This window comes from Paraburkholderia tropica (assembly GCF_900109265.1).
In the GTDB taxonomy this organism is placed as follows: Bacteria; Pseudomonadota; Gammaproteobacteria; order Burkholderiales; family Burkholderiaceae; genus Paraburkholderia; species Paraburkholderia tropica.
Genome location: NZ_FNZM01000009.1, coordinates 292,895 through 308,874 on the forward strand (window position 1 = coordinate 292,895; position 15,980 = coordinate 308,874).

Here is a 15,980-nt window from a genome sequence, read left to right on the forward strand (position 1 = left end):
GGCTCGCCGCGCGGGTATCGTGCGCAAGGTGATGCGCGCGGGGCGGCATCGCACGATGCCGCCCCTTGTTATTTCACGGCGCTCCTCGCGCCCCTAACCCGCGTCTCGCGCGCGTTTTCCCCATGCCCATCTACACGCTCATCATCCAGTCGCTGCCGGTGCTCGCGCAGGGCGCGGTGCTGACGATCAAATTCGCCATCCTGTCGATGATCTTCGGTCTCATCGGCGGCGCCGTGCTCGCGCTCATGGGCATCAGCACGAACCGCGCGTTTCCCGTGATCGCGCGCGTGTACGTGAGCATCATGCGCGGCACCCCGCTGCTCGTGCAGATCTTCGTGATTTACTACGGATTGCCAAGCATCGGCATTTCGCTCGATCCGACGCCGGCCGGCGTGATCGCACTCTCCGCGAACGTGGCGGCGTATCTCTCGGAGAGCATGCGCGGCGCGATTCTGGGCATTCATCACGGCCAATGGCTCGCGGCCTACAGTCTCGGCCTCTCGCGCCGCCAGACGCTGCGCTACGTGATCGCGCCGCAGGCGCTGCGCATTGCCGTGCCGAGCCTCTCGAACAGCCTCATCAGCCTGATCAAGGACACCTCGCTCGTGTCGGTGATCACGGTGACGGAGCTGCTGCGCAGCGCGCAGGAAATCATCGCCTCGACCTATCAGCCGCTGCCGCTCTATCTCGCCGCCGCCGCGGTGTACTGGGTGCTGTGCCAGATCCTCGAATGGGTCCAGCACTGGTACGAAAAGCGCCTCGCGCTGCCTTCGCGGCACTGAGGAATCGCTACACGCACGCGCCGTGCATGTCACGCGGCGCGGCGCGCCCGCCTCCGCATTCGCCTCACTCGCAGGCGAACTTCAGGCCGAGCGCCGCGCGCGCCGAATCGGCCATCGCGATCATGCGCCGCGACGTCTCGTGCGGCAGGATCGGACTCTCCAGCGCGCCCTCGCGCAACAGCTCGCAGAAGTGCGCGGTCTCGTAGTTGAGGCCGCCGCCGTCGAAAGGCTCGTCCAGCTCCGCCACGCGGCCATCCACGTAACGAATGGTCGCGCGCACCGGATTCCACCAGTTCGCGTGGATCGTCACGTTGCCGAGCGGGCCCGCCAGCAGCGCGTCGCCGTATCCGTGCAGATCGAGTCCGCAAAAAAGCTGCGCGATACCGTTTTCATGCTGGCAATTCAGGCTCGCAAAGGTGTCCACGCCGGTCGCGCCGAGCCGCCCGAAGGTCTGCACCTCGCGCGGCGCGCCGAGCCAGTCCACGGCGAGAAACATCTCGTACACGCCGATGTCGAGCAGCGCGCCGCCTGCATGCTCGAACGAGAACGACGGATGATCGGCGGGCACGTTGGCCACCGAGCAGCCCGCGCGCACGAGGCCGACGGGACCGATCGGATCCGCTTCCAGATGGGCGCGCAAGGCGCGATACAGCGGATAGAACGGCGGCTTCATCGCTTCCATGAAAAGACGCCTGGCCGCGCGCGCGGCGTCGAGCACGCGCTCGAGCTGCGTGACGTTCACGGTGGCGGGTTTCTCGCAGAGCACCGGCACACCGGCTTCGAGCGCGGCAATCGCGTAGTGCGCGTGGCTGTCCTGCATGGTGGCGATATAGACCGCGTCGATGCCGCTCGCGAGCAAGGCCTCGAAGCTCTCGCAAGCCGTTGCGCCGAACTCGCCGGCGAGCGCTTCGGCGGGCGCCGCGCGTCGCGACCATACCGCGCTCACACGTGCGTCGCGCACGTGCTCCACGCCCTGCGCGAAGCGCCGCGCAATGCGGCCCGCGCCCACGATGCCCCAACGGATCGTCTGAATCTCGCTCATGCGTCGCCCTCTCCCGTTCTGTCGCTCTAACGCTGCGTCGATATGTCGCGCGCTCGAAGCTCAGGACGATACCGGCTCGCGCGCGGGAGAGCAAATCGACGCGCCGTGCATGTCACGCGCGGGAAAGACGCAAAAGACGCAAAACCCGGCCGCGCGATGCGGGGCCGGGTTCGAGGCGAAGCGAAACTTCAAACGGCCGCGTTCAGCGCGGCTGCTCGATCGCTTCCTGAGTCAGCGCGTGATGCAGTTCGTCGGCGGTGAATTCGATCATCGCGGCGGCCGCGGCCTGCGCTTCCTGCGGCGCGCGCCGCTCGATCGCGTCGACCACGCGTCCATGTCCGGCGACGATGTTCGCCCAGCCGCCGTCGCGTTCACTGACGATCGGATTCACGAGCGACAGCGCGCCGCGAATGATCGCCGCCATCTGCTGATAGAACTGATTGCCGCTCGCCGCCAGAATGCGCGTGTGCAGTAACGTGTCGGCGGCCTGGCAGCCCGCGTCGCCGGGACTCGTCTGGCTGAGCGCTTCGTAGGCGTCGCGAATGCCCGCGAGATCCGCGGCGCTCGCGCGTTCGGCGGCCAGCGCGCAGGCTGCGGGCTCGATCAGCGCGCGAAACTCGATCACGTCGCGCAAGAACGTCTTGTCGGGCTTCGCGCGAAAGCGCCAGCTCACCACGTCCTCGTCGATCATGCGCCAGTCGCGCATCGGCCGTATGCGTGTGCCGATCTTCGGACGCACGTCGAGCATGTGCCGCGCGAGCAGCATCGACAGCGCTTCGCGCATGACGGTGCGGCTTACGTCGAACTCTTTCGACAACACGTCCTGCGGCGGCAGAATCGCGCCGTAACGTTCCTCGACTATGCCCGAGATCAGGCCATCCATGACCTTGCTCACCAGCGATCGTTCTTTGTTTCCCAGTTCCATGACCCCTCCCCCCGATGCGGCGTTATCGCCCTGTTTGCCGGTTACTGCACGGGCCCTCAAGCTGCGTCGATCTCAAGCGTACGTTGCCATGCGTATTGCATATCTCGCCAGCCAGGATATTTCCTGACATGAAAGGCCTACGTTTCACGCCCTATTCGATCCAGATCTCGAAAGCACACTGCAATTGGCCCTTCGGTTGCCCGATTGTTTTGTTTTGAAGTTATTCGTCGTCGTTTTCGTCTGTCGTCTGTATGAAGCACCCGCTTACACCTGGGCGGCAACGCGGCGCGCGTCTGTGCATATGCAGCGATGCGCGCCGCCGTCCTCAGCGAGGCTTCATTCATGGGCCCTTCTTGATGCACGTTGCTCGACGCGAGTTGCGTGCGCCGCTCAATCTCAGCTACGCGTGACGAGAGCCGGCGCGCGGCCGTACTGATCGTCGAAGCGCACGATGTCGTCTTCGCCGAGATAGCCGCCCGACTGCACCTCGATGATTTCAAGCGGCGTCTTGCCCGGATTCTCGAGGCGATGCTTCACGCCGAGCGGGATATAGGTCGATTCGTTTTCCGAAAGCAGGAACACCTCGTCGCCGCGCGTGACGCGCGCCGTGCCGCGCACGACCACCCAGTGCTCCGCGCGGTGGTGATGCATCTGCAGCGACAGCACGCCGCCCGGCTTCACGACGATGCGCTTGACCTGGAAGCGTTCGCCGCGATCGATCGAGTCGTAGCAGCCCCACGGACGCTCCACGCGCCGATGGTGCTGCGCTTCCTCGCCGCGCTGCGCCTTGAGCTTGCCGACGATCGCCTTGACGTTCTGCACGCGATCCTTGGCCGCGACCAGCACCGCATCGGCGGTCTCCACCACCACCACGCCGTGCACACCCACGCAGGCGACCAGCCGGCCGTCCGAATGCGCGAAGGTTTCGGTCGAGTCTTCGAACAGCACGCGGCCGCGCGCGACGTTGCCCGCCGCGTCCTTCTGCGAGACCTGCCAGACGGCGTCCCACGCGCCCACATCCGACCAGCCCGCGACGAGCGGCACGACCACGCCCGCGAGACGCGCGTCGGCGCCGATGGACTCCATTACCGCGTAGTCGATCGAGTCGGACGGACAGGCGGCGAGCGTCGCCGCATCGAGATGCACGGCGCCGTCGGCGTCGACGGCCGCGCGCTCGAAGGCTTGCGCGCAATGCACGGAGATCTCGGGACGGCAATGCGCGATCGCCGAAAGCCAGACCGAAGCGCGCACGACGAAGATGCCGCTGTTCCACCAGTAATCGCCGGACGCGACGTAGCTTTCGGCGACGTCCGCGCTGGGCTTTTCGACGAAACGCTCGATCTTGCGCGCGCCGCCCGCGCCCAGCGCCGCGCCGGCGCCGATATAGCCGTAGCCGGTTTCCGCGCGCGTCGGCGGCACGCCGAGCGTGACGATCGCGCCGCGCGCCGCGTAGGTCACGGCCTCTTCGAGCGCGGCGGCGAACGCGTTACGGTCAGCAATCAGATGATCGGCCGGCATGGCGATGAGAATCGGATCGCTGTCGCTGACGGAACCGTCCGCGCCTGTCGCCGCCGCACTGGCGGCGTGAGCGGCATGCGTCGCGTGGGCGGCCAGCGCGGCCACGGTCAACGCCGGCGCGGTATTGCGCGCAACCGGTTCGAACACGACACGCGCGGCCATGCCGCTGCGGCCAAGACGGTCGGCGGTCATGTGGCGCAACTCTTCGCTGCTCACCACCAGCGGCGCGGCCTTGCGCACGCTGCTGCCGGCGCGCGCATAGAGGCCGTCGAGGCGGCGCACGGTGGCTTCGAGCAGGGACTCGCCGTCGAGCAGGTCGATCAACTGCTTGGGGCAGTGCTCACGAGAAAGCGGCCACAGCCGCGTGCCCGATCCGCCCGCCAGCACCACCGGCTGGACGACGAGCGCGACTTCGGGTTCATTGGCCGCGGCGATCACGCCGGCCGGCGTCACGATCTGGTTCATGCGAGAAGCTCCCCGTTCCGAATGCTTCGGTTGTTCCGATACTTCCGTTAACGCTGGTTATGGGTGCACCTCGCACCCCCGTTTTCGGATTCCATTGGAACAAAGCGCATCGGACGATTCTGTACGCATACCCACACTGATCGCGCGCTGATGACCCGGCGATACCATCGCCGCGGTTCGCGTGAGGCGGTCAGGCCGTTGCGCATGCAACCGCGCGTCCGTGTCATGAATGAACGAAGAAAGATGGCAGACGTTGCGAGCCTCACACAGCATGCGAGGCGCTTATGTGCGCTAGCCCACGTAACGTGACGCGGCGTTACGCGGGTCATGTTTCAGGACCGAACGTTTCCTCGCGCCGCCCTCGCGGTGCAACACGGATGAATCAAATCCGCACGCTTTTGCCTGCGCCCGGATGCCGCGCCCCCTTTTTCGATGCGCGCATGTTTCAGCATGGAGTCATTTTTCGCACCCCCTGCCTGAAGCACGAATACCCAAATAAATTCAAGGATTTACGTCGATATAAAATGCGCGAACCGCGCAAAGCGCAGGCGTAGTCGTCGTACAGAATTGAAACAAAAATCCCGCTTTATGCCCCCGTTCTTGCATTGCATCGCCCGCAAAGCCACGCGCCTGAACGATTCGGGGTCATCTGGCACACACCCTGCTTTGAGAGGTACGCCACACAGGCGTATCGCAGACAACGATCTCGCGAACGACTCGGGACTATGGGGCCGGCAAGCCGAACGCAGAGCCGCTACGGGAAGCGGCAAACACAACATGCTCGACAGCCGGAACGAAAAAACATGGGGCGACGAAAGTCGCTTCGCACGAGGACCAAATCATGTTGACCCTTCAATCAGACCTGCACGGCAATCACCTGCTCGGCGCCCTGCCGTCGCACGAATGGCAAGCTCTCGCACCGCATCTCGAACTCGTTCATCTGCGCACCGAACAATTGCTCTGTGACTCCGGCCAGCGCATTCATCACGTCTACTTTCCGACCACGGCCATCATCTCGATGCTCTCGACGATGGAAGACGGCAGTTCCGTGGAAATCGCCGCCGTCGGCCGCGAAGGCATGACCGGCGTGCCGGTGCTCACGGGCGGCGAAACCATGCCGAACCGCGTGCAGGTGCAGTGCGCGGGCTTCGCCTACCGCATGAGCGCGCAAAGCCTCAAGCAACAATTCGCGCGTTCGGACTTCCTGCGTCGCCTGATGCTGCTGTACATGCACGCACTGCTCACGCAGGTCGCGCAAACCGCCGCCTGCAATCGTCATCACTCGCTGAGCAAGCAACTGTGCCGCTGGCTGCTGATCGAAGTCGATCGCGTGGCCTCGAACGACCTCTCGGTCACGCAGCAACTGATCGCCGATATGCTCGGCGTGCGTCGCGAAGGCATCACGGAAGCGGCCGGCAAGCTGCACGACGAAGGCCTGATCCACCATAGCCGCGGCCGTATCCGCATCCTCGACCGCAAGGGCCTCGAAGGCCGCGCCTGCGAGTGCTACGGCCTCGTGCGCCGCGAGTTCGACCGCCTGCTGCCGCGTCTGCATCAGGCCGAAACGGTGGAGTGACGAAGGGGCGCGCGGCGCGGGCCGCGCGCGGTTCTCGTGAGCCGAAGGATTTCGCGAAACGTGCCCGGGACGGCGCGTTTCGCCTTTTTCCCCGCATGTCGACGGCACAACGATCGCGCATCCGCTGCTCTCATATTCATCAGGATGCCGAATCAACTGGCGCGTATCGACGCGCATCGATGCACACTTCGCTCCGCCGGAACCACTAAAACACCATCTTGCGGACGGCGGCGTGACTGACGCCTCGCCACCGCCCTGCCGGCCGATCCCGACGATCAGCCGGACATCGCGATCAAGCCTTGCGGTACTCGATGCGCTCGACGCCTTGCGCGCCGCCCAGCAAGCACAGATCGGCGCCGCGCGACGCGAACAGACCGACGGTGACCACGCCCGGCCACGCATTCACATGCGCTTCGAGCGTGCGCGGGTCGCTGATGCGCAGACCCTTCACGTCGAGAATCTCGTTGCCGTTGTCGGTGATGAAGGGCGAACCGTCTTGCTTCACGCGCAGCACCGGCACGCCGCCGAGCGCCGTCACGCGGCGGCCGATGGCCGTGCGCGCCATCGGCACGACTTCGATCGGCAGCGGAAACTGGCCGAGCACGTCCACGAGCTTGCTCGCATCGGCGATACAGACAAACACTTCCGACACCGACGCCACGATCTTCTCGCGCGTGAGCGCCCCGCCGCCGCCCTTGATCATCGCGCCCGACGCGTCGATCTCGTCGGCGCCGTCCACGTAGACGGGCAGCGATTCGATGTCGTTCAGGTCGAAGATCTTGAAGCCCTGCGCTTCGAGGCGCGCGGTGGTGGCCACCGAGCTGGACACCGCGCCGCGATAGCGGCCCTTGCTGGCGGCCAGTGCGTCGATGAAACAGTTCGCGGTCGAGCCGGTGCCGACGCCGATGATGGCGCCTTCCGGCACGTTCGCGTTGACATAGTCGGCCGCGGCCTGGCCGACCAGTTGTTTGAGTTCGTCTTGAGTCATGATGGGGAACTGCCCGAGGAAAGAAAAACGCGGAAAACGCCTAGTTTACCGGAGTTGCGGACCTGGACCTGCGGGGATCGGCGGTTATCGGCGAAGATGCGCCGGATTCGGGCCGTCGTGCGGGCTGTCGTGCCGCGCGCCGGAAGGCATGCGGCACGCATCGCCGCGGGCGTCAGGGCGCCGTTTCGGTCGTGCCGGGCAGCGCCGGCGCGGTTTTGTCGACGTATTTGTCGAGCAGCGCCTGGGCGATCGCGTCGGTTTGCGCGTCGGGCGTGCCGGAATAGTCGCTCGGCCGGAAGTGCATCTGGAAGGCGGCGAACACGCGGCGCGTGCGCTCGTCGAGCACGCCGTCGGTGGCCACCTCGTAGCCGTAGCGCGCGAGCTTCACCTGCAGGCCGCGCACGTCGGCGGGCGCATTGGGCGCGCGGCCCGCCAGATCCGCCTGCACGGTCGCGTCGTCGGGCCAGGCGCCCACGCCCGCGTCGTAAAGCTGCTTCCACGGGAACGCCGGACCCGGATCGATCTTGCGCTGGGGCGCGATGTCGCTGTGCCCCACCACGCGCGTCGGCGGAATGCCGTAACGCGTGACGATGTCCTTCGAGAGCGCGATGATCGCCGTCACCTGATCGGGCGGCCAGGGCGCCCACGTACGCCCGGCGGGCGTATCGTGCGGCCCGGAATTGACGTTTTCGATCCCGATCGACGCCGCATTCAGCTCCGTCGTGCCCTGCCACTCGCTCACGCCCGCATGCCAGGCGCGCTGCGTTTCGGGCACGAGCTGCAGCACGACGGGCTTGCCGTCGCGCAGCGGCGGATGCTCGGGCACGAGGTAATGCGCGCTCACGTTCTCGCGCGTGAGTTCCTCGAGCGAGGTCGGCTCGTCGCCTTCCGTGTAGTGCAGCACGAGGAAGCGGATGCGCGAATCGGCGCTACGCGCGTGATATTGCGTATCCGCGACGTAGCCGCCGCGGTCGATCATCGTGGCGGGCGTGCAGGCGGCAAGCGCCAGCACCGCGCCGAGCGCGGCGAACGGCGCGCCATGCCGCGCAAATCGCCGGGTCAAACCCAAGAGTGTCATGCTGCGTCGATCAGAATCCAGGCGCGGGTGAAACGCGATGCGCGATCAGCGCGCCACCGCGCGCTGGCGCACGGCTTCGAACAGGCAGACGCCCGACGCCACCGAGACGTTCAGGCTCTCGACCGTGCCGGCCATCGGAATCTGCATGACTTCGTCGCAGGTTTCGCGCGTGAGACGGCGCATGCCCTCGCCTTCGGCGCCCATCACCAGCGCGACGGGACCGTCGAGCTTGGTCTGATAAAGGCCCGTGGGCGCGTCGCCAGCCGTGCCGATGATCCACACCCCCGCGTCCTTGAGCTCGCGCAGCGCGCGCGCCAGGTTCGTGACGGTGATGTACGGCACCGTGTCGGCGGCGCCGCTCGCGACCTTCGCGGCCGTGGCGTTCAGGCCCACGGCGCGGTCGCGCGGCGCGATCACCGCATGGGCGCCCGCGGCGTCGGCCACGCGCAGACACGCGCCGAGGTTATGCGGATCGGTCACGCCGTCGAGCACCAGCAGCAGCGGCGAACCCTGAATGCCGTCGAGCAGTTCCGCGAGGTTCTGCGCGAGCGGCATGTCGTGCACGCGCGCCACCACGCCCTGATGGCGCTCGGTGTGCGCGAGGCCCCAGAGGCGCGTCTCGTCGGCAGCAATGATGCGCACGCCCGCTTCTTTCGCGGCGTGCAGGAATTCCTGCATGCGGCGATCGCGCCGCGACGTGTCGTAGTAAATATCTTCGACCGTGGACGCGTCGTGCCGCATACGCGCGGTCACCGCATGAAAACCGTAAAGAACCTTGAGACGTGACATGACTGGCTACAACCCCTGATGAACGGCTCGCGACGCGCCTGCCTGCGCGCACCGCGAACAAAAATAAGTGCGCCGGTCGTCGTGACCGGCGCGGTCCTGCTGGAACAGCTTCAGCGCGACGCCGGTGCGCAATGCCCACGACGTCGACGCGATTTCAACGCTTCTTGCGCGGCGGCGCCTTCTTGGCCACCGACTTCGACGCCGGGCGCTTCTTCGCGGTTTTCGCGGCGCCACGCGCCGCGCGGGCTTCCTTCACGGCCGCCGTGGGCGCGGGTGCGGCTTTCTTGCGGCGCGACTCTTCGCCTTGCGGCATCGAACGCACACGCGGGCCGCCGTCCTGCGCGCCGCGCTCGTGCTGCTGCGCCTGGCCGCCGCGATTGAGCGCGGGCTTGATCGGCGTATCGCGCACGAGGCGGAAGTCGATCTTGCGCGCGTCGAGATCGACGCGGCTCACCTGCACGCGCACGCGGTCCGACAGGCGGTAGCGGATGCCCGTGCGTTCGCCGCGCAGCTCGTTCTTGATGTCGTCGTACTGGAAGTAATCCGAGCCCAGCTCCGTGACGTGCACGAGCCCTTCGATGAACAGCGAATCGAGCTGCACGAAGATGCCGAACGACGTCACGCCGCTCACCATCCCGCCGTACTCTTCGCCGAGCTTGTCGCGCATGAAATAGCACTTGAGCCAGGCTTCGACGTCGCGCGAGGCCTCGTCGGCGCGGCGCTCGTTGGCCGAGCAGTGCAGACCGAGTTCTTCCCAGATCGCCGTGTTGCCGCCACGCGCGCGCTTGCCGCGCTTCTCTTCGTCCTCGGCTTGCAGCGCGCGGGCGCGCGGCGACAGCGCCGTGTTGAGTTCGACGCCGTCCGGCGCGGCCGGCTGGTACTTCTTGCCCTGCAGGATCGCGTAGATCGCGCGGTGCGTGAGCAGGTCGGGATAGCGGCGGATCGGGCTCGTGAAGTGCGCATACGCCTCATAAGCAAGACCGAAGTGGCCGATGTTGTCCGGGCTGTAGACGGCCTGCTGCATCGAGCGCAGCAGCATGGTCTGCAGCATCTGCGCATCGGGCCGGTCGCGGATGTGCGCCATCAGCGCCGCGTAGTCGCTCGCGTGCGGCGAATCGCCGCCGCCGAGCGTGAGGCCCATGCCGCGCAGGAAAGTGCGCAGGTTTTCGAGCTTTTCGGCGCTCGGCCCCGCGTGCACGCGATACAGACCCGGGTGCTTGTTGCGCTTCATGAAGTCCGCCGCGCACACGTTGGCCGCGAGCATGCACTCCTCGATCAGCTTGTGCGCGTCGTTGCGCTGACGCGGCACGATCTGCTCGATCTTGCCCTGCGCGTTGCAGACGATATAGGTCTCGGTGGTGTCGAAGTCGATCGCCCCGCGCTTCTGGCGCGCCGCGAACAGCGACTTGTAGACGCCATAGAGATTTTGCAGATGCGGCAGCAGCGTGGCGCGCCGCACGGCTTCCGGACCCTTGGTGTTCTTGAGCACGGCGGCGACTTCGGTGTACGTGAGCCGCGCGGCCGAGTGAATCACGCCCGGATAGAACTGGTACGCCTTGATCTCGCCGCGCGCGGTAATCACCATGTCGCAGACGAGCACGCAGCGGTCGACGTGCGGATTCAGCGAACACAGGCCGTTCGAGAGCTTCTCGGGCAGCATCGGAATCACGCGGCGCGGGAAGTACACCGAAGTGCTGCGCTCGATGGCGTCCACGTCGAGACCGCCGGCCGGCGTCACGTAATGCGAGACGTCGGCGATCGCCACCAGCAGGCGGAAGCCTTCGCCCTTGCCGACCTGCATCGGCTCGCAATAGACCGCGTCGTCGAAGTCGCGCGCGTCCTCGCCGTCGATGGTGACGAGCGGTACGTCCCGCAGATCCACGCGATAGCGGATATCGGTCGGACGCACGGCATCGGGCAGCTTCGCGGCTTCGTCGAGCGCACGCTTGCTGAATTCGTGCGGCACGCCGTACTTGCGCACGGCGATCTCGATCTCCATGCCGGGATCGTCGATGTCGCCGAGCACTTCGACCACGCGGCCGAGCGGCTGCGAATGACGGCTGGGGAAGTCGGTCAGTTCGACCACGACCACCTGGCCGACCTTGGCCTTCTTGGGATTCTGCGTGACGAGAATGTCGTGGCCGATGCGCTTGTCTTCGGGCGCGACGATCAGCGCGCCGTTCTCGTTGAGCAGACGGCCGATCACGCTGCGGTTCGCGCGGTCCGTGACCTCGACGATGTGCCCTTCCGGACGCCCGCGACGGTCGTAACCGACGATGCGCGCGAGCACGCGGTCGTTGTGCATGACCTTCTGCATCTCGCCTTGCGGCAGAAACAGATCGTCCTGACCGTCGTCACGTACGAGGAAGCCGAAGCCGTCGCGATGGCCTTGCACGCGCCCGGCGACGAAATTGGAAGGATGCGCAAGCTGATAGTGACCGCGCGAATCGAGCCGGATCTGCCCGTCGCGCTCCATCGCGGCGATCCGCCTGAAGAACCCTTCGCGCTCCTGGCGCTTGATGGCGAGCGCCTCGGCGATATCGTTCGCGGTGCAGGGCGATTCGCTGGTCCGCAGCACGCCGAGGATCTCTTCGCGGCTGGGAATCGGGTACGGATATTTGCTCAAGGGCTTGTCGATGGTTGTTCTCGTTGCGTGGACGTCGGAGTTTGCGTGGCCCGAGCCTGTCGTGCCGCGCCCCGGTCTTCGAGTGCTGCTATCTACGTGTTCGAGTGTTGCGCGATGCGGCGGCCCCCTCGGATCGAACGTCGAACGCGCGCCGCTCCGCAGGGACTGCTGCGAGGCATTCTAACACCCGCGCACTACGCGACAATTCACCGTGCAGCCTTGTGCAGACTCGTTGCGAACGCCTGCGCGCGGCGCATCTCGAAAGCGCTGTTCGACCGGACCGGCGAAGCTCCACTCACGTCGCTGGAAAGCCCAGCAAAAACGCGCGCGCCCCGCGCCTTGAAACATTTTTTCAAAAGACGCTTGACAGTCCCCGCAGACACGCTACAATCTCGCTTCTCTGCTGCACGACACAGCGCAGCAGCAAGTAGTAAGCGACACCTTGCCCAGGTGGCGGAATTGGTAGACGCACCAGGTTCAGGTCCTGGCGGTGGCAACACTGTGGAGGTTCGAGTCCTCTCTTGGGCACCAAGATTCATGAAAAAAGCCGGCTTGATGCCGGCTTTTTTCTTTTAGTGTCAGCAGCTCGTCGAGCTCATGCGGCTTACGTGGATTTGAGGTTATCTCACTCCGCTCTGCCCTCGGCAAGACCCGGATGTTTCTCGAAGCACCGCTTTCGCGAAATTTTCTTGAAAAGATCTGTTGACAGACACCGGGAACGCGTTATAATCTCGGTCTAGCTTGAAGACGTGCCCAGGTGGCGGAATTGGTAGACGCACTAGGTTCAGGTCCTAGCGGTGGCAACACTGTGGAGGTTCGAGTCCTCTCCTGGGCACCACGCCTCTTCAAGCAGTAATAAAGCAGCACTCCGGATTCATCGAAAAAGCCCGCACATGCGGGCTTTTTTGTTTTCCGCGCCTCTTCTCTTCCTTTTTCCCGTCTGCATCGAACCATTCTCGTGCGCGCCGTATCGATACGCTACCGATACGCTACGGATACGCACCCGATATGTTCCGTGGTATACATTGCGAAAACAGGACTGGAAGCAGCGCCCGGCGCTGCACCACCACGCGCAGGGAGACCTGATGGAATTCGTCGTTATCGTCGCGCTGATCGCCGTGAGCTTCGGCGCCGCGGCGACGTGGCTGATCGCCACCCGCCTGCCCGCCGAATGGATCGAGCGCGGCCAGCATGAAGGAAGGTACGCGTCGCTTTCGATGCCGACCACCGCGTCTTCGTCGACGTCATCGGAAATCGACGCGCACCGCGTTCAGGCGCGCACCGATACGCGCCGTGTGCGCCGCTCGCGCTTTCGCGCCACCGCCCAGCGGTCCGGCAAAGCGGCCGCCTGAGCATCACGTCCCAGACAAACCGCTCGTCGATAACGCCTACTCCCGCGAACCGAGCGGCGTCGCCACGAACGCATTCTCGGCGCGCTCCGGCGCCGCCGACTCGAAGATCCAGCGCCGCCGCATCGGCTGCAACACGACCTTCGCGCAGACGCCCGCCATCATCGCCACGCAGGCGGCAAAGTCAAACACCATGTTCCATCCGCCATGCACGGCGAGCAGCGTGGCGACGGGCACCAGCAAAGCCGCCGTGCCTTTCGCCGTGTACAACGTGCCCGCATTGCCCGCTGCATAGCGCGCGCCGAAAGTGTCCGCGCAGGTCGCCGGGAAATTCGAAAAGATGTCGCCGTAAAACAGGAACACGAGTCCCGAGAACAGCATGAACAGATACGGATCGTGGCCGAACTCGCGCAGTCCGAGCAACGCCAGCCCTTCGCCGAGAAACGTGATGAACATCGTGTTCTCGCGGCCGATCCGATCCGAAATCAAACCGCACAAGGGCCGCGTGAAGCCGTTGCAGAGATTGTTGATCGACAGCGTCATCGTCAGCAGCGGCAGCGACACGCTCAGCAAGGTCACCGGCATCGACGCGAAACCATACGACTTCGCGATCGGCCCGATCTGCGCCGTCGCGATGATGCCGCCCGCCGCCACGCACACGAACATCGCATACATGACCCAGAACAGCGGCGCGCGGACCATCTGCCGCGTCGTGTAATCGGTTTTCGTGGCGACCACGCGCCGGATACCCGCCGCGTGCGCGGGCGGCTGCGGACGCACCATCAGCAAAGCCAGCGCCATGATGCACGCACCTTGCAGGAGTCCAAAGAACACGAAGGCGGTCTCGTAACCCGAATGCTGAATCATCCGCGAAATAGGGATCACGGTGAGCGCCGCGCCCGCGCCGAAGCCCGCGGCCGTCATGCCCGCCGCGAGTCCGCGCCGGTCGGGAAACCATTTGAGCGCGGTGCCCACGCAGGTGCCGTACACGCAGCCCGCGCCGATGCCCGAAATCACCGCCGCGACGTAGAGCACCGGCAGCACCGGCGCCCAGGCGTCGAGCACCCAGCCCAGCGCCACGCAGCACGCGCCGCCCATCACGACGGGACGCGGCCCGAAGCGGTCGACGAGCCAGCCTTCGACCGGCACGAGCCACGTCTCCGTGACGATGAAAATCGAAAACGCGAGCTGGATCGCCGCTTGCCCCCAATGATGCCGCGCGTCCATCGGCACGACGAACAGCGTCCACGCATATTGCAGATTGGCGACGAGCCCCATGCAGGCGATGCCGGCCACGAGCTGCACCCAGCGGTTGTGCCGCCGCGCCGTGTAGCCGGCGTCGATGCGATTGGTATGTACCACGTTGTCTCTCTCCATTCGTTGATGAACCGCCGCGAACGGCGGCTTGCTGCATCACTGCGGACATCGCTTCGGCATCAGCTTGTCATCACGCGGTTTCCAGCTGGCGCAGCAACGCGTCCACGCTGCCCTTCGCGTCGCCGAACAGCATGCGCGTGTTCTCCTTGTAGAACAGCGGATTGTCGACGCCCGCGTAACCGGTCGCCATGCTGCGCTTCGAGACCACCACCGTGCGCGCCTTCCACACCTCGAGCACCGGCATGCCCGCGATCGGACTGCCCGCATCTTCCTGCGCGCCCGGATTGACGATGTCGTTCGCGCCGATCACGAGCACGACGTCGGTGCTCGTGAAGTCCTCGTTGATCTCGTCCATTTCGAGCACGATGTCGTACGGCACCTTCGCTTCGGCGAGCAGCACGTTCATGTGGCCAGGCAAGCGCCCCGCCACGGGATGAATGCCGAAACGCACGCGCACGCCCGCCGCACGCAGCCGCCGCGTGATCTCGCTGATGGTGCCTTGCGCCTGCGCGACGGCCATGCCGTAGCCCGGCACGATCACCACTTCGGCGGCATCGCGCAGCAGCGCGCTCACTTCATCCACCGACGTCGCGACCACCTCGCCTTGCGGCGCCGCGCTCGACGTCGACGTTGCCGCGCCAAAGCCGCCCAGGATCACCGAGACGAAACTGCGATTCATCGCGCGACACATGATGTAGCTGAGAATCGCGCCGCTCGACCCGACGAGTGCGCCCGTCGTCACGAGCAGATCGTTGTCGAGCATGAAGCCGGTGGCCGCCGCCGCCCAACCCGAATAGCTGTTGAGCATCGAGACCACCACGGGCATGTCCGCGCCGCCGATCGCCATCACCAGATGCACGCCGAGCGCCGCCGCGATCACGCACATGGCGATCAGCGCGTAGAGCGCCTGCGGTGCATCGGGCACGGCGACGAAGCGATAGCCGAGCACGACGCACACGGCCAGCGCGATCGCGTTCATCGCATGGCGCGCGGGCAGCACGAGCGGCTTGCCGCCGAGCGTTCCCTGCAACTTCAGAAACGCCACGATCGAACCGCTGAACGTGATCGTGCCGATGAACGCGCCCACGTAGATCTCGGTGTCGTGAATCGCGCGCTCGACGCCGATCGCGGGCCCCGACGGCGCGAGCAAATTCGCGAAACCGATCAGCGTGGCCGCGAGCCCGACGAAGCTGTGCAGCACCGCCACCAGTTGCGGCATCTGCGTCATCTCCACGCGCCGCGCGAGCACGGCGCCCACGCCGCCGCCCACCACGGCCGCGACGATGGCGATCTGCAGCCCCGCGCCCGCCGTGACGAGCAAGGTGGCAAGCACCGCGATCGTCATGCCCGCGACGCCATAGAGATTGCCGCGCCGCGCGCTCGCCGGATGACTCAGGCCGCGCAGACTCAGGATGAAGAGCGTCGCCGCGCCGAGCCACGCCATATTGCCGATTCCAGTCAACAT

Annotated in this window: 12 protein-coding genes and 2 tRNA genes; 5 read left to right on the forward strand and 9 right to left on the reverse strand. The window is 65.8% G+C overall.

The features are described 5' to 3' along the window. Window positions 1–122: 122 nt before the first annotated feature. Window positions 123–782, forward strand: a complete 660-nt coding sequence (locus BMY06_RS17225; RefSeq protein WP_065063236.1) for an amino acid ABC transporter permease — start codon at window positions 123–125, stop codon at window positions 780–782. Window positions 783–846: 64 nt separating this feature from the next. On the opposite strand, the gene BMY06_RS17230 is transcribed toward BMY06_RS17225, so the two are convergent. From BMY06_RS17230 to BMY06_RS17240, 3 genes are all read right to left on the reverse strand, one after another. Continuing rightward, a complete protein-coding gene (locus BMY06_RS17230; RefSeq protein WP_074984276.1) occupies window positions 847–1,824 on the reverse strand; it encodes a Gfo/Idh/MocA family protein in 978 nt (325 codons plus the stop codon). A 202-nt stretch (window positions 1,825–2,026) separates the two neighbouring features. After that, the gene (locus tag BMY06_RS17235; RefSeq protein WP_065063232.1) at window positions 2,027–2,749 is read right to left on the reverse strand and encodes a FadR/GntR family transcriptional regulator; all 723 of its coding nucleotides are present in this window, start codon (window positions 2,747–2,749) and stop codon (window positions 2,027–2,029) included. A gap of 396 nt (window positions 2,750–3,145) precedes the next feature. Continuing rightward, window positions 3,146–4,732: a mannose-1-phosphate guanylyltransferase/mannose-6-phosphate isomerase gene (locus BMY06_RS17240; protein WP_074984277.1), complete on the reverse strand. Its 1,587-nt coding sequence runs from the start codon at window positions 4,730–4,732 to the stop codon at window positions 3,146–3,148. A gap of 841 nt (window positions 4,733–5,573) precedes the next feature. Between BMY06_RS17240 and BMY06_RS17245 the strand changes: the two genes are divergently transcribed. Continuing rightward, a complete protein-coding gene (locus BMY06_RS17245; RefSeq protein WP_065063228.1) occupies window positions 5,574–6,308 on the forward strand; it encodes a Crp/Fnr family transcriptional regulator in 735 nt (244 codons plus the stop codon). 292 nt (window positions 6,309–6,600) lie between these two features. On the opposite strand, the gene rpiA is transcribed toward BMY06_RS17245, so the two are convergent. The 4 genes from rpiA to rnr form a co-directional block, all read right to left on the reverse strand. Further along, on the reverse strand, window positions 6,601–7,296 hold the full coding sequence (gene rpiA, locus BMY06_RS17250) for a ribose-5-phosphate isomerase RpiA (protein WP_065063226.1): 696 nt from the start codon (window positions 7,294–7,296) through the stop codon (window positions 6,601–6,603). A 172-nt stretch (window positions 7,297–7,468) separates the two neighbouring features. Next, on the reverse strand, window positions 7,469–8,374 hold the full coding sequence (locus BMY06_RS17255; RefSeq protein ID WP_074984279.1) for an N-acetylmuramoyl-L-alanine amidase: 906 nt from the start codon (window positions 8,372–8,374) through the stop codon (window positions 7,469–7,471). 45 nt (window positions 8,375–8,419) lie between these two features. Further along, window positions 8,420–9,163, reverse strand: a complete 744-nt coding sequence (rlmB, locus tag BMY06_RS17260; protein WP_065063223.1) for a 23S rRNA (guanosine(2251)-2'-O)-methyltransferase RlmB — start codon at window positions 9,161–9,163, stop codon at window positions 8,420–8,422. Window positions 9,164–9,317: 154 nt separating this feature from the next. Beyond that, complete coding sequence (gene rnr, locus BMY06_RS17265; RefSeq protein ID WP_065063221.1) at window positions 9,318–11,789, reverse strand: ribonuclease R; 2,472 nt, start codon at window positions 11,787–11,789, stop codon at window positions 9,318–9,320. A 444-nt stretch (window positions 11,790–12,233) separates the two neighbouring features. On the opposite strand from rnr, the gene BMY06_RS17270 reads away from it, so the two are divergent. The 3 genes from BMY06_RS17270 to BMY06_RS38750 all read left to right on the forward strand — a co-directional run bounded on the left by BMY06_RS17270 (window position 12,234) and on the right by BMY06_RS38750 (window position 13,141). Further along, window positions 12,234–12,320 (forward strand) — tRNA-Leu (locus BMY06_RS17270). A 220-nt stretch (window positions 12,321–12,540) separates the two neighbouring features. Continuing rightward, a tRNA-Leu gene (locus BMY06_RS17275) sits at window positions 12,541–12,627 on the forward strand. 55 nt (window positions 12,628–12,682) lie between these two features. Continuing rightward, window positions 12,683–13,141 (forward strand): hypothetical protein, encoded by a 459-nt coding sequence (locus BMY06_RS38750; RefSeq protein WP_143064426.1) that lies wholly within the window; start codon window positions 12,683–12,685, stop codon window positions 13,139–13,141. A gap of 36 nt (window positions 13,142–13,177) precedes the next feature. Here the strand turns inward: BMY06_RS38750 and oxlT are convergent, their stop codons facing one another. Together oxlT and BMY06_RS17290 are read right to left on the reverse strand one after the other, a co-directional pair. Further along, window positions 13,178–14,500 (reverse strand): oxalate/formate MFS antiporter, encoded by a 1,323-nt coding sequence (oxlT, locus tag BMY06_RS17285; RefSeq protein ID WP_258365496.1) that lies wholly within the window; start codon window positions 14,498–14,500, stop codon window positions 13,178–13,180. Window positions 14,501–14,585: 85 nt separating this feature from the next. After that, window positions 14,586–15,980, reverse strand: coding sequence for an NAD(P)(+) transhydrogenase (Re/Si-specific) subunit beta (locus BMY06_RS17290; protein WP_074984282.1), 1,395 nt, complete (start codon window positions 15,978–15,980; stop codon window positions 14,586–14,588).

What these genes read in the sequence shown, in the direction of transcription:
- BMY06_RS17240 (WP_074984277.1), bottom strand. Translation starts at nt 4,732, where the DNA reads ATGAACCAGATCGTGACGCCGGCCGGCGTGATCGCCGCGGCCAATGAA.
- rlmB (WP_065063223.1), bottom strand. Translation starts at nt 9,163, where the DNA reads ATGTCACGTCTCAAGGTTCTTTACGGTTTTCATGCGGTGACCGCGCGT.
- BMY06_RS17245 (WP_065063228.1), top strand. Translation starts at nt 5,574, where the DNA reads ATGTTGACCCTTCAATCAGACCTGCACGGCAATCACCTGCTCGGCGCC.
- BMY06_RS17255 (WP_074984279.1), bottom strand. Translation starts at nt 8,374, where the DNA reads ATGACACTCTTGGGTTTGACCCGGCGATTTGCGCGGCATGGCGCGCCG.
- BMY06_RS17290 (WP_074984282.1), bottom strand. Translation starts at nt 15,980, where the DNA reads ATGTTGACTGGAATCGGCAATATGGCGTGGCTCGGCGCGGCGACGCTC.
- BMY06_RS17230 (WP_074984276.1), bottom strand. Translation starts at nt 1,824, where the DNA reads ATGAGCGAGATTCAGACGATCCGTTGGGGCATCGTGGGCGCGGGCCGC.
- BMY06_RS38750 (WP_143064426.1), top strand. Translation starts at nt 12,683, where the DNA reads ATGCGGGCTTTTTTGTTTTCCGCGCCTCTTCTCTTCCTTTTTCCCGTC.
- BMY06_RS17225 (WP_065063236.1), top strand. Translation starts at nt 123, where the DNA reads ATGCCCATCTACACGCTCATCATCCAGTCGCTGCCGGTGCTCGCGCAG.
- rpiA (WP_065063226.1), bottom strand. Translation starts at nt 7,296, where the DNA reads ATGACTCAAGACGAACTCAAACAACTGGTCGGCCAGGCCGCGGCCGAC.
- BMY06_RS17235 (WP_065063232.1), bottom strand. Translation starts at nt 2,749, where the DNA reads ATGGAACTGGGAAACAAAGAACGATCGCTGGTGAGCAAGGTCATGGAT.